The 26,020-nt window shown below is 53.1% G+C and carries 24 protein-coding genes; 19 read left to right on the forward strand and 5 right to left on the reverse strand.

The annotated features are described in order from the left end of the window. Positions 1–85 precede the first annotated feature (85 nt). The 4 genes from HUW35_RS11905 to gltA all read right to left on the reverse strand — a co-directional run bounded on the left by HUW35_RS11905 (position 86) and on the right by gltA (position 6,056). The gene (locus HUW35_RS11905; RefSeq protein ID WP_181252531.1) at positions 86–1,429 is read right to left on the reverse strand and encodes a cytochrome c3 family protein; all 1,344 of its coding nucleotides are present in this window, start codon (positions 1,427–1,429) and stop codon (positions 86–88) included. Further along, positions 1,430–3,442, reverse strand: coding sequence for an FAD-dependent oxidoreductase (locus HUW35_RS11910; protein WP_181252532.1), 2,013 nt, complete (start codon positions 3,440–3,442; stop codon positions 1,430–1,432). A gap of 184 nt (positions 3,443–3,626) precedes the next feature. Continuing rightward, the gene (locus HUW35_RS11915; RefSeq protein WP_181252533.1) at positions 3,627–4,136 is read right to left on the reverse strand and encodes a hemerythrin domain-containing protein; all 510 of its coding nucleotides are present in this window, start codon (positions 4,134–4,136) and stop codon (positions 3,627–3,629) included. Between the two features lie 630 nt (positions 4,137–4,766). After that, on the reverse strand, positions 4,767–6,056 hold the full coding sequence (gene gltA / locus HUW35_RS11920) for a citrate synthase (RefSeq protein ID WP_078086040.1): 1,290 nt from the start codon (positions 6,054–6,056) through the stop codon (positions 4,767–4,769). A gap of 647 nt (positions 6,057–6,703) precedes the next feature. Here gltA and sdhC point away from each other — a divergent pair. The 9 genes from sdhC to sucD all read left to right on the forward strand — a co-directional run bounded on the left by sdhC (position 6,704) and on the right by sucD (position 18,014). Continuing rightward, the gene (sdhC, locus tag HUW35_RS11925; protein ID WP_181252534.1) at positions 6,704–7,078 is read left to right on the forward strand and encodes a succinate dehydrogenase, cytochrome b556 subunit; all 375 of its coding nucleotides are present in this window, start codon (positions 6,704–6,706) and stop codon (positions 7,076–7,078) included. Continuing rightward, a complete protein-coding gene (gene sdhD, locus HUW35_RS11930; RefSeq protein ID WP_078086038.1) occupies positions 7,072–7,440 on the forward strand; it encodes a succinate dehydrogenase, hydrophobic membrane anchor protein in 369 nt (122 codons plus the stop codon). The genes sdhC and sdhD overlap by 7 nt, the downstream gene beginning before the upstream one ends. Before the next feature lie 3 nt (positions 7,441–7,443). Then, positions 7,444–9,216 carry a succinate dehydrogenase flavoprotein subunit gene (gene sdhA, locus HUW35_RS11935; protein ID WP_181252535.1) on the forward strand — a complete coding sequence of 591 codons (1,773 nt, stop codon included), beginning with the start codon at positions 7,444–7,446 and terminating at the stop codon, positions 9,214–9,216. A gap of 18 nt (positions 9,217–9,234) precedes the next feature. After that, positions 9,235–9,939 (forward strand): succinate dehydrogenase iron-sulfur subunit, encoded by a 705-nt coding sequence (locus tag HUW35_RS11940; RefSeq protein ID WP_181252536.1) that lies wholly within the window; start codon positions 9,235–9,237, stop codon positions 9,937–9,939. Between the two features lie 190 nt (positions 9,940–10,129). Beyond that, complete coding sequence (locus HUW35_RS11945; protein WP_181252537.1) at positions 10,130–12,955, forward strand: 2-oxoglutarate dehydrogenase E1 component; 2,826 nt, start codon at positions 10,130–10,132, stop codon at positions 12,953–12,955. 41 nt (positions 12,956–12,996) lie between these two features. Next, positions 12,997–14,196 carry a 2-oxoglutarate dehydrogenase complex dihydrolipoyllysine-residue succinyltransferase gene (gene odhB / locus HUW35_RS11950; RefSeq protein ID WP_181252538.1) on the forward strand — a complete coding sequence of 400 codons (1,200 nt, stop codon included), beginning with the start codon at positions 12,997–12,999 and terminating at the stop codon, positions 14,194–14,196. A gap of 179 nt (positions 14,197–14,375) precedes the next feature. Beyond that, positions 14,376–15,821: a dihydrolipoyl dehydrogenase gene (lpdA, locus tag HUW35_RS11955; RefSeq protein ID WP_181252539.1), complete on the forward strand. Its 1,446-nt coding sequence runs from the start codon at positions 14,376–14,378 to the stop codon at positions 15,819–15,821. Between the two features lie 151 nt (positions 15,822–15,972). After that, positions 15,973–17,139 (forward strand): ADP-forming succinate--CoA ligase subunit beta, encoded by a 1,167-nt coding sequence (gene sucC, locus HUW35_RS11960; RefSeq protein WP_078086033.1) that lies wholly within the window; start codon positions 15,973–15,975, stop codon positions 17,137–17,139. Positions 17,140–17,141: 2 nt separating this feature from the next. Next, positions 17,142–18,014, forward strand: coding sequence for a succinate--CoA ligase subunit alpha (sucD, locus tag HUW35_RS11965; RefSeq protein WP_078086032.1), 873 nt, complete (start codon positions 17,142–17,144; stop codon positions 18,012–18,014). A gap of 125 nt (positions 18,015–18,139) precedes the next feature. On the opposite strand, the gene HUW35_RS11970 is transcribed toward sucD, so the two are convergent. After that, the gene (locus tag HUW35_RS11970; protein WP_219932551.1) at positions 18,140–19,081 is read right to left on the reverse strand and encodes an integron integrase; all 942 of its coding nucleotides are present in this window, start codon (positions 19,079–19,081) and stop codon (positions 18,140–18,142) included. Positions 19,082–19,457: 376 nt separating this feature from the next. Here HUW35_RS11970 and HUW35_RS11975 point away from each other — a divergent pair, with 376 nt between their 5' ends. From HUW35_RS11975 to HUW35_RS12020, 10 genes are all read left to right on the forward strand, one after another. Then, entirely contained in the window at positions 19,458–19,919 is a 462-nt protein-coding gene (locus HUW35_RS11975; RefSeq protein WP_181252541.1) for a hypothetical protein, read from the forward strand. Between the two features lie 130 nt (positions 19,920–20,049). Next, complete coding sequence (locus tag HUW35_RS11980; RefSeq protein ID WP_181252542.1) at positions 20,050–20,361, forward strand: YceK/YidQ family lipoprotein; 312 nt, start codon at positions 20,050–20,052, stop codon at positions 20,359–20,361. Between the two features lie 171 nt (positions 20,362–20,532). Beyond that, entirely contained in the window at positions 20,533–20,883 is a 351-nt protein-coding gene (locus tag HUW35_RS11985; protein WP_181252543.1) for a hypothetical protein, read from the forward strand. Positions 20,884–21,023: 140 nt separating this feature from the next. After that, a complete protein-coding gene (locus tag HUW35_RS11990) occupies positions 21,024–21,458 on the forward strand; it encodes a hypothetical protein (protein WP_181252544.1) in 435 nt (144 codons plus the stop codon). A 132-nt stretch (positions 21,459–21,590) separates the two neighbouring features. Next, positions 21,591–22,049 (forward strand): ABC transporter permease, encoded by a 459-nt coding sequence (locus HUW35_RS11995; RefSeq protein WP_181252545.1) that lies wholly within the window; start codon positions 21,591–21,593, stop codon positions 22,047–22,049. Between the two features lie 131 nt (positions 22,050–22,180). After that, on the forward strand, positions 22,181–22,606 hold the full coding sequence (locus HUW35_RS12000) for a hypothetical protein (RefSeq protein ID WP_181252546.1): 426 nt from the start codon (positions 22,181–22,183) through the stop codon (positions 22,604–22,606). Between the two features lie 163 nt (positions 22,607–22,769). Then, complete coding sequence (locus HUW35_RS12005; RefSeq protein ID WP_181252547.1) at positions 22,770–23,183, forward strand: hypothetical protein; 414 nt, start codon at positions 22,770–22,772, stop codon at positions 23,181–23,183. Positions 23,184–24,366: 1,183 nt separating this feature from the next. Next, on the forward strand, positions 24,367–24,825 hold the full coding sequence (locus tag HUW35_RS12010; protein WP_181252548.1) for an ABC transporter permease: 459 nt from the start codon (positions 24,367–24,369) through the stop codon (positions 24,823–24,825). Between the two features lie 134 nt (positions 24,826–24,959). Then, a complete protein-coding gene (locus HUW35_RS12015; RefSeq protein ID WP_181252549.1) occupies positions 24,960–25,373 on the forward strand; it encodes a hypothetical protein in 414 nt (137 codons plus the stop codon). A gap of 162 nt (positions 25,374–25,535) precedes the next feature. Beyond that, the gene (locus tag HUW35_RS12020; RefSeq protein ID WP_181252550.1) at positions 25,536–26,000 is read left to right on the forward strand and encodes a hypothetical protein; all 465 of its coding nucleotides are present in this window, start codon (positions 25,536–25,538) and stop codon (positions 25,998–26,000) included. Positions 26,001–26,020 lie beyond the last annotated feature (20 nt).

Below are 26,020 nucleotides of genomic sequence, written 5' to 3' on the forward strand. Positions count from 1 at the left end.
CCTGATTTTTCCCCACAACCTGAAAGCGCTGCCACTGCAGCCAAGATGAACGCTCTAGTTCGCATGGTTTCCCCTCCTGATGGGATTACTTGCTGGATTGAATCTTGGCGATCCGTTCACGAATCAGCTGGAACGTCTCGTGTTGGTTTTTTACCGGACCATTGAAGTTGTTCTTAAGTAACTGCTTGTCTGCCAGCGCGGCAACGGAAAACTCGATACCGTGGCAGCTGAGGCATACCGGCAGCATCTTTTCATTGGGACGCAGGTTGTGGTTCTGGTTGTGATTGACCGCGACCTGATCACCGCGGACCTCGCGTGGCATATGGCAGTTGGCGCAGCTGACACCACTCGAGGTATCCGACTGCCAAAGTTTGAAGTGTGCAGATGCGCGGTAGGCCAGGCTGTGTTCATCATTGTGGCAACTGAGGCAGGCGTCTACGGCGGCGTAGCGCGTATCCGTCTCGTGTGCGCCGTGGCAACTGATGCAGCTGAGCTCGCCCTGTGCGCTGTTTTTCATGGGGATCAGTGCTTCCACCGGCGTCATAGCGCTGGATTTATTTCGGAACGCCTCGGGCAGATCCGATGAAAGGCGCAGGCCGTGTTTCCCGCCGGTAAACTCATCCCGCTGTTGCCTGTGGCAGTCGCCGCAGGTGTCGACTATCTCTGCGCTACTGAATTGCCACTGACCATCACTGTGGCAACTGCTGCAGTTGGTTTCGGTCTGTGCATGGGTACTGGATAGCCAGTTGCCAAGGATGTTAGAGGTGGCGTCACCCGTATCCGATGGCCGTGCCATGTCCGGCGTTGCCACTTGGTCAGTCTGGTTGTGGGGGTGTGTATCTCTCCAGCTTGCCACCAGTGTGCGTAGGGGAAGCTGTCCGTCCTCCAGTAGATCAGGCTTGCCTATGTGTGCGGTCAGGAATCCCTCGTATAGATAGCGGTTGTCGTGGTAGTTGTGACAACCCGCACTGGCACAGGTATCGAAGCCAAAGCCGGCGTGATTGGGGCGGTTTTCCGCGATATCACTGTGGCAGTGCACACAGAAATCCCCCGCAAGGGTGACTCCCATCTCGTGGGTGATTTCCGGCTTGTGCTCCGTGTGGCAGGACACGCACTGGCGAGCGTCCAGCTGGTTTAACAGGTTGGCATTTCTCGGGTCGAGAAATTTCTTGCGCGGGTGGCTATCGTTTGCCAGCCCCAGTTCTTCACTGTGACAGCCGGTACAGGCCTGCTGGATCACCTCCTGACCCGCGAAGCCATCACCGTGGCAGGTAGTGCAGGCGAGTTCGACCTGATGGTGACCGTGGGTAGCCTCACCGCTGAGAAAATACGATTTATCCGAGGCCTCCAGGTTGTACGTGATCAGTGCGGCAACGCACAAAGTCAGTACCAGGCCGTAGTGCCAGAACTTGAATTTATAGTTTTTCATTTAAAAGTAATACACGGCGAGGACATGGAAAAAGATTAATACGGGCAGTGCCCACAGCAGCGCGTAGTGGACCCGGGACCACCACTTGCGATGTTCGCGCAACTTCAGATCGGTCCAGTGGTGATTGCGGGCCATAAATACTCCCACCAGGGAGCCCGTACAGGTGGCCGCGAGGAATACCAGCATCAGCGCAAGGTTTAGGTTCTCACCCAGGCGGAACCCGGTGTGTACGATAAGTACCAGCAGTGCCGCACAGCCAACGATACTGTGAAAGTAGCGCCAGTGATCCAGGTGGCCGAGATTGCGCTTTTTCAAACGCTTGCGCAGGCTCAGGCTGGCGGTCAGCAGACACAGCCCGAGCAGGGTGTAGCCGCTCACCTGCTTCCAGAAATTGTCGTACCAGAGGTTTTTCAGGTACCAGTTGACCTGCACACTGTTGCTGACGTCGGGCGCAGGCAGAAACACCGCGATTGCAATCAACAACAGGGAGAGGAGGGATACCAATAAGATACTCGTCGCGTGTCGCATGACGAGATTGGGAACAGGGGTGTCGAGCAGCTCTGCCATGATCGGTCGACAACTGCCGCACACCGATCCGGCCTGAGTCTCCATTTCCAGGTCGTGTAGCGAGCGTTTGCCATTGGCGATGGCCGTGCAGAGCTCCCCCTTACTGACACCATTACACTGGCAGACCAGATAGCTGTCTGGTTGCTGTTTTATCCCCTGCTTTTCCTGTTTTGTCCACAGGTAGCCATCCCGCTCAAATCGGCGCAGGGAAGCCGTTGAAATCGCCTCGCCACTGTTGATGGCCGCACTCACACGGGATCGTTCGGGCCAGGCACCGATCAGGCTGGCACCTACGAGCTTTCCGTCGCTCAGGTAGATTTCCCGGCACTGCCCTCGGAAGCGGTTTTCGTAGCGATACACGCTCGATTCACCAGCGGGCGCGGTCTTGCCGAGCAGTGCACAGGGGATATGGGCAATCTTGAGTTCGATATCTGTGCGGCTGCCGGAATAGGGTGCCGGAATGTCTTTTTCTTTTGTGGCGCAGATATGCCGGGCGCAAATATCGGCCTGCTCGAATCCGGGGCGCACCAGTTGATACACCAGCTCTGCAAATTCGGCACATTCACCTATCGCGTAAATATCCGGGTCGCTGGTTTGCATAAAGGAGGAAACCTGGATGCCACGTGCTGTGTTGAGACCAGATTCCTCACCCAGAGTGGTTTCAGGAGTGATGCCGGTACACAAAACTACGGTGTCCACCTGAAGGCTTTCCCCGCTTGAGAGCTGCACGCCGGTAACAGCCTTGCTGCCGTTGAATGCCTGGATCTCGACCCCAGACATCAGCTCCACCTGGAGTACGGTGAGGGCAGCCTTGAGATAGTTTTCTGATGCCGTACTCAGCTTCCCACCGAGTAAGCCCTGACGGGCCAGAAGTACAACCCGGTTCTTTTGTGTCTTAAGCGCGGCAGCGGCTTCCAATCCCAGTGCGCCCGCGCCTGCTACCAGAATGGTCTGACTCCTGTCGCGCAGATGGGTAAGTGCCTTGGCATCCCGCAGCTCGCGGAAAGGAATGATGTTTTCCAGGTTTGCGCCGGGTATATCCGGGATTCGCGGTCGGGATCCGGTGGCGAGGATTAGCTTGGTATAGGGTTGGGGGGTGCCTTCCTCATCAAAGACGATACGCTCTTGTCGATCGATACGGGTAATTCGGCGGTTGTGATATTCGGCGAGTCGGCCCGCGGATTGTTTCCGTACCGGGTTTTCCAGTTCTTGCAGGGAGAGTTCCTGGGATAGGTACTGGGACAACCTGACCCTGTTATACGGGGCTTCGTCCTCTGCGCCGATCAGTACGACCTGGGCATCGTCGCTGTTCTCCAGCAAGCGCTCTGCACATCGAACACCCACCGGGCCAGCACCGATGACTACATAGATGGGGTAGTCTGTAGTTTGCTGACGGGCTTCGTGCTGCGGTATCGAAAGCCGCTTCTCCACGGAAACTTCGGTCACAAGTTTCCCCCGAAGTACTTCCCTGTACCCGTCTTGCGGGTCTTCCCTCGAGTCATCATCAAGCCTGCTTTTGTTATTGTTGTCGTTTTTAAGAGATGTATTCTTATTTTCCGCAATGGAACCTTTCAGGATTTCAGCTGAGGATAAAATTTATCGGACTAGTGTTTTACCGGCGAAAATCCTGTTACGAGTATCGATACAGTGTATAAAGTTCCCGCTCTTCCAGAGAGACCCTTCGGGTCAGCGCTTCGCCGATTTTTTCATAGTCCTGTTTGAAGTCCATCAGCATCTTTCCGGTAAAAACCTCGCGGGAGTAGCGCTTGCAAAACTGCACTACGGCGTTGGCAATATCATTCATATCGGAACGAAAATCTTTGACGATCTGCAGCGTATGGTTGTCATCGCTGAGAGATTGTTCCAGATACACATAAAAGCTGACGTTTTCTTTGATCAGGTGGGCCTGGAAAGTTGACTTGAATGCTTTCAATAGCTCAGAAATTTTTTGGAAATCCTGCCTTTCATAACCCTCTGACCAGATGCGTTGATAGATCTGGATCAGTTCTTTGTGATCACCTTTAAGATCGTGGATCAGATTCGGGTCGAAGCTGATCGAGCGGCCCTGTCCGGGGCCGTGGGGATCACGATTCCCTGAAGATGTATTGTTGCGGGACTTCCCGGAAAAAATGCGGAACATAGTCTGAGCCTTTTATCGGACTTATCTGGGTATTGTTTTGGCTTTATCGCAGATAAAGAGGAGTAGGAATTTTGCCGCGCCCGGGCGTGATTGAAAGTGTTTTTTTAGATTTATATTCCAGCTGCATGGTCAGCTTGAGAATTTTGTCACAATTTTAATCGAGGGAGAATAGCGCCAGCGAAAAACAGAAGGGATTTACCTGGAAAAATGAATATAAATTTTATTTTTGGTGTGATCTGACTGAGACGAAAAAAGCAGTATTTATTGGTACTCTCGTACCCATTGTTTCGGCTTTTTATTCTGTCTGAGGTGAGGTCCGCACCGGTTTCGGTACGGACGTTCCTAATGGGCGCAGTATAAAAAATTAGTTTCTGTTTGATTTAATGTTTGCTCTGGATTTCTATTGTTCGCTTCCGTCAATTAGTTTTGCAGATAACAGTGCGCCTTATCTCCGAATACACCGCAGTTGCGGTGTCCTACATCTACTTCAGCCTGAAAATGCACGCCTGATCATTGGTAGCTCACGTAAAGCAGGGCTGGCAGGCTGTGGGGAAATCACCGGCAAGTGATTTTTTACAGGCATAAAAAAACCCGGCGTGTGCCGGGTTTTTTCGAGGAGGAAGACCGGGATTAACGGTCTTCTGCAGCCACGTAGTCGCGAGCGGTGTAGCCGGTGTACAGCTGACGCGGACGACCGATCTTGTACGGATTGGAGATCATCTCGTTCCAGTGTGCGATCCAGCCTGCAGTACGGCCGGTAGCGAAGATCACGGTGAACATATCGGTAGGAATACCGATCGCCTTCATAATGATGCCGGAGTAGAAGTCCACGTTCGGGTAGAGTTTCTTCTCGACGAAGTACTCGTCTTCCAGGGCGATCTTTTCCAGTTTCTTGGCGATACGCAGCAGCGGATCGTTCTCGGCACCCATGGCACCCAGAACTTCGTCGCAGATGCCCTGCATTACGCGGGAGCGCGGGTCGAAGTTCTTGTATACGCGGTGGCCGAAGCCCATCAGGCGGAACGGGTCGTTCTTGTCTTTGGCCTTGGCAACATACTCGTCGATACGGCTCTCGTCGCCGATCTCCTGCAGCATGTTCAGTACCGCTTCGTTGGCGCCGCCATGTGCCGGGCCCCACAGGGTCGCGATACCGGAGGAGATACAGGCGAAGGGGTTGGCACCGGAGGAGCCGGCCAGACGCACGGTAGAAGTGGAAGCGTTCTGCTCGTGGTCGGCATGCAGCAGGAAGATCACATCCATGGCCTTGGCCACAACCGGGTCGATCTTGCTCGGCTCACAAGGGTTACCGAACATCATGTGCAGGAAGTTCTCGGAGTAGCTGAGGCTGTTATCCGGATACATGAACGGCTGGCCCTTGCTGTGCTTGTAGCACATGGCGGCCAGGGTCGGCATCTTGGCAATCAGACGGTCAGCGGAGATCTTGCGGTGTTCGGGATCGGTAATATCGAGGGAGTCGTGGTAGAAGGAGGCGAGGGCGCCTACTACACCGCACATCATGGCCATCGGGTGGGCGTCGTAGCGGAAGCCCTTGAAGAAGTTGACCAGGGATTCATGCACCATGGTGTGGTTCATGATGCTGTTGACGTATTCCTTCTTCTGTTCGACTGACGGCAGCTCGCCGTTCATCAGCAGGTAGCAGGTTTCCAGGTAGTCGGATTTCTGCGCCAGCTGTTCGATGGGGTAGCCGCGGTGCAGCAGCACGCCCTTGGCGCCATCGATATAGGTGATCTGGGATTCACAGGAGGCAGTGGACATGAAGCCCGGGTCGTAGGTAAACAGGCCTTTGCTCGCCAGGCTGCTGACGTCGACAACGTCGGGGCCGGCGGTGCCAGAGTAAACCGGCAGGTCGTAAGGGGCGTCGATACCGTCGACCGTGAGTTGAGCTTTCTTGTCGGACATTGTGGACTCCTAAAAACTATTCGTTTGCCAGCTTTTTTATTTCCACACAAATCACTGAATCGCTTCAGTAATCAGACGGCCCGAATAGGGGCGCGTTCCGCGCTCACCTGTGATCACCTTTTTATGGGAAGGGTTGTCTCAGGTGCTTTCTTTGCACGTACAAAACCCGGAAAGTGCCGGATTCTGCGGGCTCGGAGGGCCTTCTTTGGCTGCATCCGACGCGGATTGGGGGCTAGCGGGCTTTTGAGCGCGGCCAAACTTAAGTGCCGCGCTCCAAATTGTCAAACCAAATTGATGTGGCCGGCGGGTTCTATCGCCGCAGGATCTATCGCGTTGGGCGTGGGTGGCAGGGATTTTGCCTGTTCCGGAAGGAATTCTGGCGCGGAAATTCGGGTTTGTTGAAATGAGCGCCTCATACCATGGTCGGGTGCTTGGCGCCGTTTGCAACTGGTACAAAGCCGTCATCTGCGGCCCCAGGTTCGTTGTGTTTTGAAATTTGAATGCCTATAATCCGCGCGGCTTGCGCCTTGGTAAGGCCACTTTGTACAAGACCTCCCCAGGTTGGGTGGAAAGTGATCAGCAAGCTCGCTCGGTAAATAGAAAATTAGCGGGCGCCCCGTCTTTCAGGGCAACAAGGTGTTATTCCTGTGAACAAGAACAGACCTGTCAATTTAGACATTTCTACTATCAAGCTCCCTGCACCAGCGTTGGTTTCCATCCTGCACCGTATTTCCGGTGTGGTGCTCTTCGCTGTGGTTGCACTTTTGCTGTGCATGCTGGACTCCAGTCTGGAATCCGAGCAGGGTTTCCAAAAAGTAGCCGACTTTTTCACCAGTGTCCCGGCCAAGTTGCTCTTGTGGGCATCCCTGGCAGCGCTGATTTACCACCTGATCGCGGGTGTGCGCCATCTGCTGATGGATATCGGCCTGGGTGAGAGCCTCGAAGGTGGTCGTCGCGGCGCCGTCATCGTACTGGTGCTTTCTGTAGTGCTCATTCTGCTGGCGGGGGTTCTGGTATGGTAAAGGCAGTTACTGGCTTCGGCCGCAGTGGTCTGTACGACTGGTTCATTCAGCGCATCAGTGCTGTAGTGCTGGTGGCTTACACGCTCTTTATAGTGGGCTTCATTTTCCTTTCCAAGGATTTTGGCTACGCCAGCTGGTCCGCGCTGTTCGAGCAGCGCTGGGTGCGCGTATTCACCCTGGTGGCCCTGCTCTCCACACTCGCTCACGCCTGGATCGGCCTCTGGTCCGTTGTCACCGACTACCTCACCAATCGCATGATGGGCGGTAAAGCTACCGTTCTGCGCATCCTGGTAGAGGTTCTGTTGGGTGCCGTCGCCGTGTTCTACGCGGTGTGGGGCTTCGAAATTCTGTGGGGTATGTAAGTCATGTCGAATATGCGAACAATAACCTTTGACGGTATCGTAATTGGCGGCGGCGGCGCGGGTATGCGCGCGGCCCTGCAGATGGCCCAGTCTGGTTTCAAGACTGCGGTAATCACCAAAGTATTCCCGACCCGTTCGCACACGGTTTCTGCCCAGGGCGGCATTACCTGTGCAATTGCCAGCGACGACCCCAACGACGATTGGCGCTGGCACATGTACGACACCGTCAAGGGCTCCGACTATATCGGTGACCAGGACGCGATCGAGTACATGTGTTCCGTAGGCCCGGAAGCGGTGTTCGAGCTGGAGCACATGGGTCTGCCTTTTTCCCGCACCGAAGAAGGACGTATCTATCAGCGCCCGTTCGGCGGCCAGTCCAAGGACTTCGGCCGCGGTGGCCAGGCGGCGCGTACCTGCGCTGCGGCGGACCGTACCGGTCACGCGCTGCTGCACACCCTTTACCAGAACAACGTCAAGCACAACACCGTCTTCCTGAACGAGTGGTTCGCGGTTGACCTGGTGAAAAACCAGGACGGCGCTGTGGTCGGCGTTATCGCGATCTGCATTGAAGATGGTGAAGTCGTCTTCATCAAGTCGAAAGCCACCGTACTGGCAACCGGCGGTGCTGGCCGGATTTATGCCTCTACCACGAACGCACACATCAATACTGGTGACGGTGTTGGTATGGCGTTGCGGGCTGGCGTGCCGGTGCAGGATATCGAAATGTGGCAGTTCCACCCCACCGGTATTTACGGTGCGGGCACCCTGGTGACCGAAGGTTGTCGCGGTGAGGGCGGTTATCTGATCAACAAGGACGGCGAGCGCTTTATGGAGCGTTACGCGCCGAATGCCAAGGACCTTGCCGGGCGCGATGTGGTTGCCCGCTCCATGGTTCTCGAAATTCTGGATGGCCGCGGTGCCGGTCCGAACGGCGACCACGTGTTCCTGAAGCTGGACCACCTGGGTGAAGAGCTGCTGCACAGTCGCCTGCCGGGTATCTGTGAACTGTCGAAGACCTTCGCCCACGTCGACCCGGTAAAAGAGCCGATTCCGGTTGTGCCGACCTGTCACTATATGATGGGCGGTATTCCCACCAATATTCACGGCCAGGCCCTGACCCAGGACGCCTCGGGCAATGATCAGGTGATCGACGGTTTGTACGCCTGTGGCGAAGTAGCCTGCGTATCGGTGCACGGCGCCAACCGCCTGGGCGGCAATTCGCTGCTGGACCTGGTGGTCTTCGGCCGCGCCTCCGGCCTGTTCATCGAGAAAGCCCTGCGCGAAGGTATCGAAAGTCGCGAAGCTTCTGACTCTGATATCGAAGCGGCTATGTCTCGCCTGAACCGTCTCGAAACCACCAACAATGGTGAGAAGTCAGCGGATCTGCGCGCCGAACTGCAAGGCGTGATGCAGAACCACTTCGGTGTATTCCGTCGCGGTGACTACATGGCCGAGGGTGTTAGCAAGCTGGAAGATCTGCGTGAGCGTATTGCCAACGTCCGTCTGGACGACAAGTCGCGCGCCTTCAATACCGCGCGGATTGAAGCGCTTGAACTGCAGAACCTGCTGGAAGTGGCAGAAGCCACCGCGATCGCGGCAGAAGTACGCACCGAGAGTCGCGGTGCCCACGCCCGTGAAGATTATCAGGAACGCGACGACGAAAACTGGCTGTGCCACTCCATGTATTATGCGAGCGAGAAGCGTGTGGGCAAGCGCGCGGTCAATTTTGCGCCCAACACCGTAGACGCTTTCGAGCCGAAAGCGCGTACCTACTAATTCGGGAGCGGAAAGAACATGTTGAAAGTAAGCATTTACCGTTACAACCCGGAAACCGATTCTGCGCCCTACATGCAGGATTACGAGCTGGATACCCAGGGCAAGGACCTGATGGTGCTGGATGTGCTGGAGCTGCTGAAAGCGCAGGACCCGACCCTGTCATATCGCCGTTCCTGTCGTGAAGGTGTCTGTGGCTCCGACGGTATGAACATTTCCGGCAAGAACGGTCTTGCCTGTATCATGCCGATCTCCGAGGCCGCGCCGAAGGGCAAGCTGGTACTGCGCCCGCTGCCTGGCCTGCCGGTCATTCGTGACCTGGTTGTGGATATGGAACAGTTCTACACCCAGTACAAGAAGATCGAGCCGTACCTGCAGAACAGCTCCCCGGCTCCGGCCATCGAGCGTCTGCAGTCCCCGGAAGAGCGCGCGAAACTGGATGGCCTGTACGAGTGTATTCTCTGTGCCTGCTGTTCTACCTCGTGTCCGTCGTTCTGGTGGAACCCCGACAAGTTCATCGGCCCGGCCGGCTTGTTGCAGGCGTACCGCTTCCTCGCGGACAGCCGCGATGACGCAACCGATGAGCGCCTCGGCAAACTGGACGACCCGTTCAGCGTGTTCCGCTGCCACGGTATCCAGAACTGTGTGAACGTATGCCCCAAGGGTTTGAACCCCACCCGGGCAATCGGCCACATCCGTAATATGCTGATAACCCGCGCCGTGTAGGGAATTCATTCCCAAGCGGGAACGCGGGTTCCCACCAAAAATAATCACAATTAAGCCGACAGCAAAGCAGGTGTCAGGCTTATACGAAAAAGGGGAGGTGTCTTTTTAGCGCCTCCCCTTTTGTGAGTGAACGACAGGAAAGAGCGGCGTGAAATTCAAGGGTGCGCGCCGTCAACTGAGGTAGGCATTAATGCACGAAAGCACTATGGAGGAACTCTGGCGTACTTCGCATATTTCTGGCGGCAACGCCGGATACGTGGAGGAGCTGTACGAGACCTATCTGCACGATTCCAGTGGCGTACCGGAAGAATGGCGTAATTATTTTGACAGCCTGCCGCGCGTCAATGGCGGTGATGTCTCACATGCTGCCATTCGCCAGCACTTCGAGCTGTTGGCGAAAAACCGTACCCGCCCCCTCGCCGCTCCCGGCGCCGGCTCGGTCAACATCGAGCACGAACGCAAACAGATTAAAGTTCTGCAGCTGATCAATTCCTACCGTCACCGCGGTCACAAGAGAGCCACCCTGGATCCCCTGGGACTCATGGCCCGTGAGCAGGTGCCGGATCTGCAGCTGAACTACCACGGCCTCACCGAAGGCGATTTCGACACCACCTTCCAGACCGGCGACCTGTTCTTCGGTAACGGCGAGGCGACCCTGCGCGAGATCGTGGAAGGCCTGGAAAATACCTACTGCGGCAACCTGGGTGCAGAGATCATGCACCTGTCCAATCTGGACGAGCAGCAGTGGTTCCAGCAGCGCCTCGAGCGCAGCCAGTCCAAGCCGAACTTCGGCAACGACGTCCGCACTGAAATCCTGCAGCGCCTGTCTGCCGCCGAAGGTCTGGAGCGCCACCTTGACTCCAAGTACCCTGGCACCAAGCGTTTCGGTGTTGAGGGTGGCGAGAGCCTGATCCCGCTGATGGACGCCCTGATCCGTCGCTCCGGTACCTACGCGGTCAAAGAAATCGTGATCGGTATGGCCCACCGCGGTCGCCTGAACACGCTGGTCAATATCCTGGGTAAAAACCCGGCGGACCTGTTCGAAGAGTTCGAAGGCAAGAAAACCCTCGATACCTCCGGCGACGTGAAGTATCACCAGGGCTTCTCCTCCAACGTGATGACCCCTGGTGGCGAAGTGCACCTGGCGCTGGCCTTCAACCCCTCGCACCTGGAAATCTGTGCGCCGGTAGTGGTGGGCTCCGTGCGTGCCCGTCAGGATCGCCGTGGCGACGCCACTGGCGAGAAGGTGATGCCGATCAACATTCACGGTGATGCGGCCTTCGCCGGTCAGGGCGTGGTGCAGGAAACCCTGCAGATGTCCCAGACCCGCGGTTACTACACCGGCGGCAGCATCCATCTGGTACTGAACAACCAGGTGGGCTTCACCACCAGCAAGCGCGAAGATGCCCGTTCCACCGAGTACTGTACCGATGTAGCGAAGATGATCGACGCTCCGGTACTGCACGTGAACGGCGACGATCCCGAAGCGGTGGTACTGGCCGGCCTGCTGGCAGTGGATTACCGCTACGAGTTCAAGAAAGACATCGTTATCGATCTGGTGTGTTACCGCCGTCGCGGTCACAACGAGACCGATGATCCGTCTGGCACCCAGCCGCTGATGTACCAGACCATCCGCAAGCACAAAACCACCCGCACCCTGTACGCTGAAAAGCTGATCGCAGAAGGCGTGGTGAGCAAGGCGGAAGCGGACAAGCTGGCCAACGAGTACCGCGACAAACTGGATCGCGGTGAAGACGTGGCAACCGGCCTGGTGAACAAGCCGGATGAGTCCATGTTTGTGGACTGGCGTCCGTACCTGAACCACGAGTGGACCGTAGAAGGCGATACCAGCTACGAGCTGTCCAAGCTGAAAGACGTGGCCAATCGCATGACCACCGTTCCCGACGGTATCGTGATGCAGCGCCAGGTTTCCAAGATCTACGAAGACCGCCGCAAAATGGCCGGTGGCGCACTGCCGCTGAACTGGGGCATGGCGGAAACCCTGGCTTACGGTACGCTGCTGGAGCAGGGCTATATGGTCCGCTTCACCGGTGAAGACGTGGGTCGCGGTACCTTCTCCCACCGTCACGCGGTTATCCACAGCCAGAAAGACGGCCAGAGCTATGTGCCTCTGCAGCACATGTCCGAAGACCAGCCGCGTTTCGATATCTACGACTCGCTGCTGTCCGAAGAAGCGGTACTGGCATTCGAATACGGTTACGCCACCACCACCCCGAAATCCCTGGTGGTTTGGGAAGCGCAGTTCGGCGACTTCGCCAACGGTGCCCAGGTGGTAATCGACCAGTTCATCACTTCCGGTGAGCACAAGTGGGGCCGTATGTGCGGCCTGGTGATGCTGCTTCCGCACGGCTACGAAGGCCAGGGCCCGGAGCACTCCTCCGCGCGACTCGAGCGCTTCATGCAGCTGTGTGCCGAGCACAACATCCAGGTATGTAATGCCACCACCCCGGCACAGATCTTCCACCTGTTGCGTCGCCAGGCAGTTCGCCCGATGCGTCGCCCGCTGGTGATCATGAGCCCGAAGTGGATCCTGCGTCACAAGCTGGCCACTTCCAGCCTGGAAGAGCTGGCCAACGGCCAGTTCCACAACGTGATTCAGGACGAGGGCGTAGATCCTGCCAAGGTGAAGCGTCTGATTATCTGCTCCGGCAAGGTCTACTACCATCTGCTGGAAGCGCGCATGGAGCGCGAGCAGGAAGATGTGGCTTTTGTTCGTATCGAACAGCTGTACCCCTTCCCGGACGACGAGTTCCTGGCAGCGGTTTCCGCATTCAAGAACATCGAGAGCGTCGCCTGGTGTCAGGAAGAGCCGATGAACCAGGGTGCCTGGTACTCCAGCCAGCATCACCTGCGTCGTCTGCTGAACGAAGCACATCCGAAGCTGGAGCTGGAATATGTCGGCCGCGCAGCTTCTGCTGCACCGGCGGCGGGCTATATGTCCACCCACCTGGAAGAACAGAATACGTTCATCAATGAGGCGCTGACTGTCAAATAAGGCAGCAGTACAACGAAGAGCAATCTCAGGAAACAGGAACAATGACCATCGAGATTAAAGCGCCAACTTTCCCGGAATCCGTTCAGGATGGCACCGTTGCCACCTGGCACAAACAACCGGGTGAAGCCGTGTCCCGCGATGAACTGATCGTGGATATTGAAACCGACAAAGTCGTGCTGGAAGTTGTTGCTCCGGCAGACGGCGCCCTCAGCGAAATTATCAAGGGTGAGGGCGATACCGTTCTCTCCAACGAAGTAATTGCCAAGTTTGAAGAAGGTGCCGGCGGCAGCGCCGGTGAATCCTCTGAAGCGGCGCCGGCTCCTGCTGAAGAAGCACCGGCTCCGGCCGCTGGCGGCGAGAAAATTGCTATGCCTTCTGCCAAGAAAATGGCGGCAGAAAAAGGCGTGGACCTGGGTGGTGTAGAAGGCACCGGCAAAGGCGGTCGTGTCCTTAAAGAAGACGTGATGAAAGCGGGCTCCACTCCGGCTGCTGCAGCGGCTCCGGCTGCTGCAGCGCAGGTAGAGGTTGCGCCGGGTGAGCGTGTCGAGAAGCGCGTACCCATGACCCGTATGCGCAAGCGCATCGCCGAGCGACTGCTGGATGCTTCTCAGTCCACCGCCATGCTCACGACCTTCAACGAAGTGAACATGAAGCCGATCATGGATCTGCGTAAGAACTACAAAGACCTGTTCGAGAAGACCCACAACGGCACTCGTCTGGGCTTTATGGGCTTCTTCGTAAAAGCAGCGGTTGAAGCACTCAAGCGTTACTCCGCGGTGAACGCGTCCATCGATGGTAACGACATTGTTTACCACGGCTACCAGGACATCGGTGTTGCCGTTTCCTCTCCGAAAGGTCTGGTCGTTCCGATTCTGCGTAACGCAGAAAACATGGGCCTGGCGGACATGGAAAACAATATCCGTGATCTGGGCCTGCGTGCGCGCGACGGCAAGCTGTCTATCGAAGAGATGACCGGCGGCACCTTCACCATCACCAACGGTGGTGTGTTTGGTTCCCTGCTGTCCACTCCGATCCTGAATCCGCCGCAGACCGCTATTCTCGGTATGCACAAGATTCAGGAGCGTCCGATGGCAGTAGACGGCAAGGTAGAAATCCTGCCGATGATGTACCTGGCCCTGTCTTACGACCACCGCCTGATCGACGGCAAGGAAGCAGTTGGCTTCCTGGTAGCGATCAAGGAAATGATCGAAGACCCGGCGCGTATCCTGCTCGAAGTCTAAGTCGTTCGATTTTTGGAGAAAGGGCGGTTTCCGGTGTATTCGGTAACCGCCCGAAGCATATGAGCCTGTGAATAACTTCAGGCATCAGCGGCACCAAGACCGCCTCAGGAAAGCCGGGCAGATCCCCGGCGATGCGGAAACACCGCATTCGTTGAATCCACTCAAATTTGGAACAGACCATGTCAGAAAAATTTGACGTAATAGTAATCGGCTCCGGCCCCGGTGGTTATGTGGCCGCAATCCGCGCAGCGCAGCTGGGTCTGAAAACTGCCTGTGTTGAAAAATGGGTAAACAAAGACGGCAAGACCGTTAATGGCGGTACTTGCCTGAATGTGGGCTGTATCCCTTCCAAGGCGCTGCTGGACAGCTCCTGGAAATACCACGAAGCCAAAGATTCTCTCGACGTACACGGCATCGATACCGGCAAGGTAAAGATCGACGTCAAGAAAATGATCGAGCGCAAAGACGGCGTTGTTAAGCAGATGTCTGGCGGTATCTCCGGACTGTTCATGGCGAACAAGGTAACTTCCATCGAAGGTACCGGTAAGCTGCTGGCTGGCAAGAAAGTGGAAGTGACCGACAAAGACGGCAAGTCCACCACTTACGAAGCGGACAATGTGATCCTCGCTTCCGGCTCTGTGCCGGTAAACATTCCGCCGGCGCCGGTGGACAACAAGATCATCGTCGATTCTACCGGTGCGCTGGAATTCACCTCTGTACCGAAGCGACTGGGTGTGATTGGCGCGGGCGTTATCGGCCTGGAGCTGGGCTCTGTATGGGGCCGCCTGGGTGCCGATGTTGTAGTTCTGGAAGCACTGGACAATTTCCTGTCCATTATGGATCAGCAGATTGCCAAAGAGTCCCAGAAAATCTTCAAAAAGCAGGGCCTGGATATTCGCCTGTCTTGCCGGGTAACCGGCACTGAAGTCAAAGGTAAAGAAGTCGTTGTCACTTATCAGGACAAAGACGGCAAAGAGCAGAAGGAAACCTTCGACAAGCTGATCGTCTGTGTGGGCCGCCGCCCGTACACCGAAGGCCTGCTGTCTGAAGATGCCGGCGTAAAAATGGACGAGCGCGGTTTTATCTACGTCAACGACCTGTGCATGACTTCCGCTCCGGGCGTCTGGGCGGTAGGCGATGTGGTGCGTGGTCCCATGCTGGCGCACAAGGCGTCGGAAGAAGGTGTGGTGGTTGCCGAGCGCATCGCCGGCCAGAAGCCGATGATGAACTACGATGTGATCCCGAACGTGATCTATACCCACCCGGAAATCGCTGCGGTTGGCCGCACCGAAGAGCAGGTGAAAGCGGATGGCGAACCCTATAACGTAGGGGTATTCCCGTTTGTTGCATCTGGTCGCGCCGTTGCGGCGAATGACACCAGCGGTATGGTGAAGATTATCGCCCACGCGGAAACTGACCGCGTGCTCGGCGCCCATATTGTAGGTCCTTCTGCTGCTGATCTGGTGCAGCAGGTGGCAATCGCAATGGAATTCGGTTCCAGCGCTGAAGACATCGGCATGACCGTATTCGGTCACCCGACCCTGTCCGAGACCGTTAAGGAAGCGGCGCTTGCGGTAAACGGTCACGCGATTCACATCGCCAACCGTAAAAAGCGCAAGAAGTAATCGACGTAATATTTCGGGGCGGTAAGTTAGTTGCCGCCCCGGTTTCATTTCAGGATTCTGGTTTTGTAAAAAGCACCACCAGAGGACTGTCTAAAGGTGCAGAGCAATCTGCAATTGGTAAACACATTTCAAATGTGAATTGGTATTGACTATGAACTTGCATGAGTATCAGGGCAAACAACTGTTTGCAGCATACGGATTGCCGGTTTCCAAAGGCATCGCAGCGGAAACCCCGGCAGCAGCAGCAGCGGCAGCAGACGAAATCGGCGGAGACAAGTGGGTTGTTAAAGCCCAGGTGCACGCTGGTGGCCGCGGTAAAGCGGGCGGCGTTAAGCTGGTAGATTCCAAAGCGGAAATTGAAGAATTTGCGAAGAAGTGGCTGGGTAACAACCTGGTAACTTATCAGACAGACGAAAACGGCCAGCCGGTTTCCCGCATCCTCGTGGAAAGCTGCACCGACATCGACCAGGAACTGTACCTGGGCGCAGTGATGGACCGTGCTACCCGTCGCATCGTATTCATGGCCTCCACCGAAGGCGGTGTTGAGATCGAGAAAGTTGCGGAAGAGACCCCGGAAAAAATCCTGAAAGCCACCATCGACCCGCTGGTAGGCGCTCAGCCTTATCAGGGCCGCGAGCTGGCATTCCAGCTGGGCCTGGAAGGCGATCAGATCAAGCAGTTCACCAAGATCTTCCTGGGCCTCGCCAAGATGTTCGAAGAGAAAGATCTGGCCCTGCTGGAAATCAACCCGCTGGTAATCACCCCAGAGAAAAACCTGCACTGCCTCGATGCGAAAATCGTCATCGATAGCAACGCACTGTACCGTCACCCGGACCTGCGTGAAATGCACGACCCGTCTCAGGAAGACGAGCGCGAAGCACACGCAGCCAAGTGGGACCTGAACTACGTAGCGCTGGATGGCAACATCGGCTGCATGGTAAACGGTGCTGGCCTGGCCATGGGTACCATGGACATCGTGAACCTGCACGGCGGCAAGCCTGCGAACTTCCTGGACGTAGGCGGCGGCGCGACCAAAGAACGCGTGGTTGAAGCGTTCAAGATCATTCTGTCCGACGAGAACGTGAAAGCCGTTCTGATCAACATCTTCGGCGGCATCGTACGCTGCGACATGATCGCAGAAGGCGTAATCGGCGCTGTGAAAGAAGTTGGCGTTAAGATCCCGGTTGTTGTTCGCCTCGAAGGTAACAACGCAGACCTGGGTGCCAAGGTTCTGAGCGACAGCGGCCTGAACATCATCGCTGCCACCAGCCTGACCGACGCGGCAGAGCAAGTGGTTAAAGCTGCGGAGGGTAAATAATCATGTCAGTACTGATTAACAAAGACACCAAAGTAATCTGTCAGGGCTTCACCGGCTCCCAGGGTACTTTCCACTCCGAGCAGGCTATCGAGTACGGTACAAAAATGGTCGGCGGTGTAACCCCGGGCAAAGGCGGCCAGACTCACCTGGGCCTGCCGGTATTCAACACCGTAAAAGAAGCCGTAGAAGCTACCGGTGCAGAAGCATCCGTTATCTACGTACCGGCGCCGTTCTGTAAGGATTCCATCCTGGAAGCGGCCAACGGCGGCATCAAGCTGATCGTGTGCATCACCGAAGGCATTCCTACCATGGACATGCTGGATGCCAAGGTTAAGTGCGACGAGCTGGGCGTACGCCTGATCGGCCCGAACTGCCCGGGCGTGATCACTCCGGGTGAGTGCAAAATCGGCATCATGCCGGGCCACATCCACAAGCCGGGCAAAGTGGGCATCGTGTCTCGCTCCGGTACTCTGACTTACGAAGCCGTAAAGCAGACTACCGACCACGGCTTCGGCCAGTCCACCTGTGTGGGCATCGGCGGCGACCCCATCCCGGGCTCCAACTTCATCGACATTCTGGAAATGTTCCAGAACGACCCGCAGACCGAAGCGATCGTTATGATCGGCGAGATCGGCGGTTCCGCTGAAGAAGAAGCAGCTGCTTACATCAAGGAAAACGTCACCAAGCCGGTCGTTTCCTACATCGCTGGTGTAACCGCTCCTCCCGGAAAGCGCATGGGCCACGCCGGTGCGATCATCTCCGGTGGTAAAGGTACTGCAGACGAGAAATTTGCGGCTCTGGAAGACGCTGGTGTTAAAACCGTCCGCTCCCTGGCGGAAATCGGTAATGCACTGAAGGAAGTAACTGGCTGGTAATCGGCTAATTGCTTCCCAAAAAACGGGCCCTAGTGGGCCCGTTTTTTTTGCCTCGATAAAATTGGCCAGAGGCTTTTGTAATGCAATCTGTGCTTTCTGCCCTGATTTTGTCCACACAACCCTTGTCACTGGATATGGTTATCCAGTGGGCTGTGAGTTTCCTCTGTATGTGTGCCGATAACATGGGTATAGATCATTGTTGTCTTTACGTTACTGTGTCCTAGCAGCTCCTGTATCTTTCGAATATCTGTCCCTGCTGCGAGTAGCTGGGTGGCAAATGAATGACGAAAGGTATGGCAGCTTGCAGCCTTTTTTACATCGGCCTTAATAATTGCGCGTGCCACAGCGCGACGTACCTGTTGTTCACGGATATGATGACGGCGAGTCACTTGCAACTGCGGACAAAAGGCAGGCCTATCCGCGGGGAATAGATACAGTAATCCCGGGCTACTGTGCGTCGAATTAGAAGACTTTACACCCGGCATGTAGATAGACCCGAAACCCTTTATCCGATCCTGGCGGTTTAAAGCCAAGACCATATCAATCTGGTTTTGCAAGGGGTTAACGAGTGACCGGGGTAACAGTACTCGACGTGCCTTACTGCCTTTGGCTTCATTGACAGTCAAGGAAGATTCGCCAAAGTCCAAATCACCTATACGCAGGCGCACGGCCTCCATTATCCGCAATCCCGCACCATACATCAGCGACGCTGCCAGCCAACTTTGGCCCGTAAGGAGGGACAGTACACGCATTGCTTCGTCGTGACTAAATACGACGGGCAACTTTCGCCCCTTATTGGCGCGGGTAAAACTCAATTGACCGATTTCACGGCGCAAGAACTGTCTGTACAGGAACACCACGGCATTGAGGGCGGTTTTCTGGGTGTTGATGGATACAGAACGGTTGCAGGCGAGGTGGCAAAGCCAGTTGTCAATCTGCTCAGCCCCGAGGTCCTCCGGTCTCTCCATATTGTGAAAGCGGATATAGTCACGAATCCACCGGCAATAGGTTTCCTCCGTCCTGTATGCCAGTCGTCTAGCTCGCATAAAGGCACGCAGGCGATCCATGAATCTAATTGGGTGGGGCGGTAGTGGGTGAGGTACATCTTCCATGTGGGCACCATCATCAAGGAACTTATACTGATTTTATATACAGTATTTTGGGTGATTGCTAGTCATATCCGATTACAAGCAATTACAGTGCCCACTATCTCCAGCCGAAAGAGCTATACCTTGGAAATATAAATATAATCAATGACTTAGACGGGGTGAGCCAGGACGTGATAGTGGGCAAAGTGACTCATTATGCTGTGGGGTGTATGGTTGACGGATTACCGGAAAGCTTGACGTCATGGGGCCTGGCGCGCATTCTTGACGCAAAATACCGCGGCGGATAGTGGGCAGATAAAATAGCGCACTTCGCCCACGATATAACTGTTAACACATGAAATACATCGTAACTTTGTGGTTTATTGTTTTTAGCACTCCGGCTCTCGCTACAACGTGCTGGACGCAATCTAAAAATGAGATGATAGCTAGCAGCACTGGTAGAGATGCGTTTGAGTTAGCCGTTGAAAGAGCGCAAGTTATTTTCGTAGGTAAAACAGAGAGCGTTCAGACAACGATCTATGAGCAAGAGGGTGCAGAACCTGTTGTTCTCAGAGTGGAAGTACAATTCGAAGTTCACGAGACGATAAAGGGTAATGTATCTAGGGATGTAGTTACGGCAAGTAATGATATTTGCGCGTGCAAGTATCAATTTGAGACTGGAATTACGTATTTAGTTGTAGCCAATACGTATAAAGGTGCACTGCAAGTCTTTAGTTGTGAGTACATTAAGCCCGTAGAGCAATCAAGAGTTGCAGACGCCCGCAGGATTGTAGGTGTTAACAAAGCCAGGCAGTAAAGCTCCGGGCCGGCGGCCCTCCGCGGGACAGCTTACCTTGTGCACGTTTTGCGCAGGTCGCTACGCTCCCATTATTGCGCAAATCGCGCACAAGGTAAGCTGCCCCTGCTGGCGGCGTTATGCATCAACTATGAAAAAATTGGCAATAATTATCACCATCTTGGCGGTGTCTGGTTGTGGAACGACTCTACGCTATACGCACAATATAGAACACAAGAAGTGCCATCCTAACAACAACTATATTTACGGTGGTGTAACTGCCGATTTGGCGCTCATGTGTTCGGCTGTACAACAAGAAAATCCATTGAAAATGCTATTTATTCCGGTGATCGCATTGGATCTACCTTTGAGCGCAGTAGCTGACACAGTATTGCTACCGGTTAGTATTCCAAAGCAGAAAAAAATTGAGAAAGAGTGTGAGTGTGCTGGAACTCCAATCTAGCACCAGGGCTCTGCAGTACCCCATGCATAACAAACGCAAGCAGAATGCTCCGGCCCTTCGGGCCTCCGCGGGACGCCCAACGCTATGCACGTTTTTTGCGGGTCGCTGCGCTCCCATTTTCGCACAAAACGTGCATAGCATTGGTCGCCCCTGTTGCGGGCGTTATGGCCCATGAATAAATTAGTGCAGTTATTGGCAATAATCTTTTATACATTCTCTGCTCTTGCTTTAGCGCAAGTTGATGAGTTCTTGGAGGCCAACCCGACTATTAATGGTGTGGCCGCACAAGATTTAGAGGGCTGGTATTGGAAAGAGCTTGGTCTAAGTGATGAAGGAGAGCCTCAGATAGTCGGTTGCGTCGGCAATAGCACTAGTGAAGCCGAAAACCGTTGTACATGCTCAGTCTTTGCAAAGAAAGATGGTATTTGGGTGCTTCACAATGGGTTTGCATTTAAGAGTTCAGAGGCAGGGGTGGCGGCGGCCGCGGAGTATGGGTGCGGCACCGTGCCAAGTCAGCCATAACAAACAGCGGCAGAGCGACAGCCAACGCTGCGCACCTTTTGTGTTACTCGCTGTCGCTCAAACATTAACACAAAATGCGCTCCGCGCTGGCTGCGCCTGCGCTCCGCGCTGGCTGCGCCTGCGCTGGGCGTTATGCAATCATGAAAAAAATCATAGCGACAATCATATTTTCACTTATTTCATCTCTCTCATTTGGATTTCAGTGTGGGCCTGACAAGAGCGAGGAAGAAAAGTTTAAAGAAGCCAAATCTGTATTACTGTTCCAGGTAGTGGCTACAGAGTTAAAAACCACAGAATTTGATGGGCAAGAAATCGGATACAGTCAGGCTACATATCGCTTAATTGAGTCCTTTAAAGGGTCAGAAGAGAAAGAGGGTAAAGTTGTAGAGGTCTTGGGGTATGGTACTGGTTTGGTTGGTTTGATCCCGGGCATCTATTACTTGGCATTTGTCGGTGAGAGGAACGAGTACGTCAAATACCCTTGGCTCACTATTTGTGACGTCGAGCTTTCAACTTTTAATATTGAAGGGGCAGAGTTCGAGGAAAAGCTCGAGAAAATCAGGTCCCTCAAGTAAATGCATAACAAAGCGCTGCAACGGGACGGCTTACTTTGTGCACTTTATGTGCAGTCGCTTCGCTCCATATTTGCACATAAACTACACAAAGTAAGCCGCCCCTGAGCGCGGCGTTAGCATTCAGAGTTACCCATGAAGAAAATTTGGAACTGGTTCTTGTATCTTTTTCTCTTGGCGGGATTCCCCTTATTGATTTGGGCTGGACTTTATTCTGCCAAAGATACATACATATTTTGGAAGTACGGCATAGAAAAAAATTCTGAAATTATTGCGCTTGATCATACAAGTCGAAGTGGTAGAAGTGGTACAACCTATTACTATGAGCTTCAAATAGATGAGAATAGATTAATTGAGGGGTTTAGTTATAGTCTTCCCGTAGGTAAGTCTGTGCCAGTCTTAACTCTACCTGAAAATCCAGAAAAAATTAGCCTAGGCAAGCAAGATAGCTCACTTTTTGAAATATTTTCCTACTCAATTGGCGGCCAATTTAGGGCTCTACTGGTTTTGGGAACATATTTATTTATGGCTATTTATGGGCCATCTACGCTTGTTACGATCTTGAGGGACCGAAACAAGTTCATCAACCAATAAAATGCTAACAAACAGCGGCAGAGCGACAGCCAACGCTACGCACCTTTCGTGTTACTCGCTGGCGCTCAAACATTAACACAAAAGGCGCTCCGCGCTGGCTGCGCCTGCGCTGGGCGTTATGGATCGTTGGAATGTGTGACGAAGTCTCAATAAAGTACAGGTTTCAGAGCTTAGAGGAAATTTACGGTCAAGGCGCGGATGAGTCTTGTATTTCAGGTATTCCTCCAGGATATTTTGTCGACGCAAATGTAGAGGTACTTGCTGCAGGACGTCCGGCCCATAAAGAAATAGCGTTCTCATTGTATCAATTTGCTTCTGATGTTGAAGCGTGGATTGATAGCAATGAGCAAGAACTATTGTGGTCGGATTTTGACGGGTGGGATGGGAAAATATTTCTCTATAGAGTTGACCGCGGTATATTTGTAAATGTTTATTTGGAAGACCAGGTACTTAATTTTACCGTTAAAGAGAAAGAGTTAAGATCATTCACTAGCGGCGTTCTAGAAAGCGCTGATATTTTCTGGAAAAGACCACTAAAGAATTGGCGAAAGAGGTAAATCCATAACAATCACAGGCAGTATGCTACGGCCCTTCGGGCCTCCGCGGGACGTCTTACTTTGCGCACGTTTTGCGCGGTCGCTTCGCTCCCATATTCGCGCAAAACGCGCACAAAGTAAGCCGCCCCTGCTGTGGGCGTTAGCTGTGTAGTAAGGAAAAGCAATGAAAATAAAGTTCTTGCAAGAAGTAGAGTTTTTTAATTGGGATGGTGACAACCCTGTTCCTGTCAAAAATCCTAAAGCTCTGGAAGCTCTTCATGGAGTTGCCTATGATGAAGAGTCCTGTTCTGATTACTTGCTAGATGGCGAAGAAGAGAAAAATAAACTTGGCCACCTAAATATTTCGGGTGGGTTAATTCGCTTTGAGTATTCAAAAGATACAAAATCGGTGGTTATTTCAACTGAGTACACTTCCAGTAGTCCGTTAACGCAAGACGAAATAGAGTGCTTAAAAGTGTATACCGGCAGTCAATGGACCGATGGTATCGGTTCAGGTTTAACTGACTCCTTAGAGTTTCCAGGAGATCCGTCAATTGGTGGTAATTACGGCGAGATCGAGTGCCAGATCCACAGCTAACAAAGCGCAGCAACGGGACGTCTTACTTTATGCACGTCTTGCGCTGGTCGCTGCGCTCCCATTTTCGCGCAAAACGCGCATAAAGTAAGCCGCCCCTGTGCGCGGCGTTAGCAGTCCGGATTTCTTATGAGAGTCACTAGCTACCTAGCATCATTAATATGGATAACTTTTGGTCCAGTGATTCGCGTAGCGCGTAATCCGCATGGTTGGAACTACGGTGCTCCACAGGGCGTGGTTGCATTGATAGTAATACTGTATTTCGTTTTATTGCTAAAAGTGGATAGAGATCTCAGCTCAGTCAATAGTTTTTTTACCTTGGCAAGAAATTTTTTCGGGAAGAGTGACGCACTAGTACTCTCTGTATTTCTGATTCCAGCGCTTATATTATTTTCAGCACATTTATACCTGCTGAGTGAAAACCCTAGGAATGCTTTTGAAAAGTTTTCAGAACATAATAGAAGTCTACGCAACATCATGGAGGTATCTACATCTAACAGTTATTGTGCTGTTTGGTATATCCTGATGGTCCTTCTATTATTTTCTATGACGGCCACCTTATAAGAGGTCCACTGACGAGCTTCACTGCTAACAAAGCCAGGCAGTGAAGCTCCGGGCCTGCGGCCCTCCGCGGGACAGCTTACCTTGTGCACCTTTTGCGCAGGTCGCTGCGCTCCCATTATTGCGCAAATGGCGCACAAGGTAAGCTGCCCCTGCTGGCGGCGTTAAATGTCTATGAAGCAAGAATACATACTAATCATCGCACTAATCTTGTTAGCCTGTTTTAACCTGTACGCTTCATATAGGTGTATGCGTTCTGACTATTCCCACAGAAGCCAAAAGATAATTCAATGTTTCTTGGTTTGGTTGTTTCCTGTAGTGGGAGGAGTAACTGTAATTCATTTTTCTCAACCAGCAGATACCAGTCCGAATTATAAAACGCCAGATGCGGCATCCGCGCAAGACGCGCACCCTGGAAATGATGGAGCTAGTGGTGGCGGAGGTAGTGATTAATCCTGCGCTGCCAACATTTAACAAACGCAAGCAGGAGTGCTCCGGCCCTTCGGGCCTGCGCGGGACGCCCAACGCTGTGCACCTTTTGCGCGGTCGCTACGCTCCCATTATTGCGCAAAAGGCGCACAACATTGGTCGCCCCTGTTGCGGGCGTTAGCATTCAGAGTTACCCATGAAGAAAATTTGGAACTGGTTCTTGTATCTTTTTCTCTTGGCGGGATTCCCCTTATTGATTTGGGCTGGACTTTATTCTGCCAAAGATACATACATATTTTGGAAGTACGGCATAGAAAAAAATGCTGAAATTATTGCGCTTGATCATACAAGTCGAAGTGGTAGAAGTGGTACAACCTATTACTATGAGCTTCAAATAGATGAGAATAGATTAATTGAGGGGTTTAGTTATAGTCTTCCCGTAGGTAAGTCTGTACCAGTCTTAACTCTACCTGAAAATCCAGAAAAAATTAGCTTAGGAAAGCAAGATAGCTCACTTTTTGAAATATTTTCCTACTCAATTGGCGGCCAATTTATGGCTCTACTGGTTTTGGGAACATATTTATTTATGGCTATTTATGGGCCATCTACGCTTGTTACGATCTTGAGGGACCGAAACAAGTTCATCAACCAATAAAATGCTAACAAACAGCGGCAGAGCGACAGCCAACGCTACGCACCTTTCATGTTACTCGCTGGCGCTCAAACATTAACACAAAATGCGCTCCGCGCTGGCTGCGCCTGCGCTGGGCGTTATAGGTCAAAAGTAGTATGAGCTTTACTTTAGATTTAATACTCACAGATGTACCAGAAGAAAATGATGCAGCTTGGAAATATATTGAAGAACTCAGAGAAGAGTACTATGAGGATAAGTCTGGAGCGCATGAGAAAATCATAGCATTGCATAAAGTTCTGACAGATAAATATCCATGCTTGTGTAGCTATGAAGACGATGATCCTGAAATGGAAAATAGTCCGTGGGCCGATGGACCAATGCTAAGCAATTTCGCAAGTAAGATGGGGATGCTGGCAATTATATATTCAAGAGCTGATGAGCTTTTTCCATTTATCTTAGAGAAAGCATTACTTTTGGATATTACGGTAGCAGATGGGCAAAGTGAAAAAATTTATCGCCCTAGTGAGCCAGCTGTGTCTAAAGTCAGACCTTGGTGGAAACTTTGGTAAAAACCTATAACAAGCCGAGGCATTTCGTTCCGGCCCTGCGGGCCTCCACCGGACAGCTTACTTTGTGCACTTTATGCGCAGGTCGCTTCGCTCCCATTTTGGCGCATAAAGCGCCCAAAGCAAGCTGCCGCTGCTCGCGGCGTTAGCCTCCAAGGAGTAAGAGTGGAATTAAAGCCAGTTATCGTAAATGGATTGGTTGGAGGAGCGGCAGCATGGGTTATGGCCACATTTGTTTCTTGGCTCCATAAGCGCTACACGAAAGACATTCCAGAAGAAAAGAAAGAGCTCACATATGAAGTGGAGCAATATAGAGAATTCCATGTTCACGCAGACTTTGAAAAAACTCTCTCTACTTGTCTCTCAGCATTAAAACTGATCAAGAAATCAAAGTTAAAAAATGTTGATAGAATCAATCGGGTAGTGACCGCCAGCGTAGGAATTAGCTTTAGATCTTTTGGTGAAAAATTAAACTTTTGCATAAAGGAAGTTTCTCCAGAATTGATGAAACTTTCTATTGAAAGTAAGCCCTGGTTTTGGGGTACCTCAGCAGATTATGGGAAAAACTATGAGAATATTGAGGTCGTCAGTAGCCATATCAGGGCAGAGTTGCCAACTGAAGATCTCTAGGCTAACAAGCGACTGTGGTT

The sequence above is a fragment of the Microbulbifer sp. YPW1 genome (genome assembly GCF_013367775.1).
GTDB lineage: Bacteria > Pseudomonadota > Gammaproteobacteria > Pseudomonadales > Cellvibrionaceae > Microbulbifer.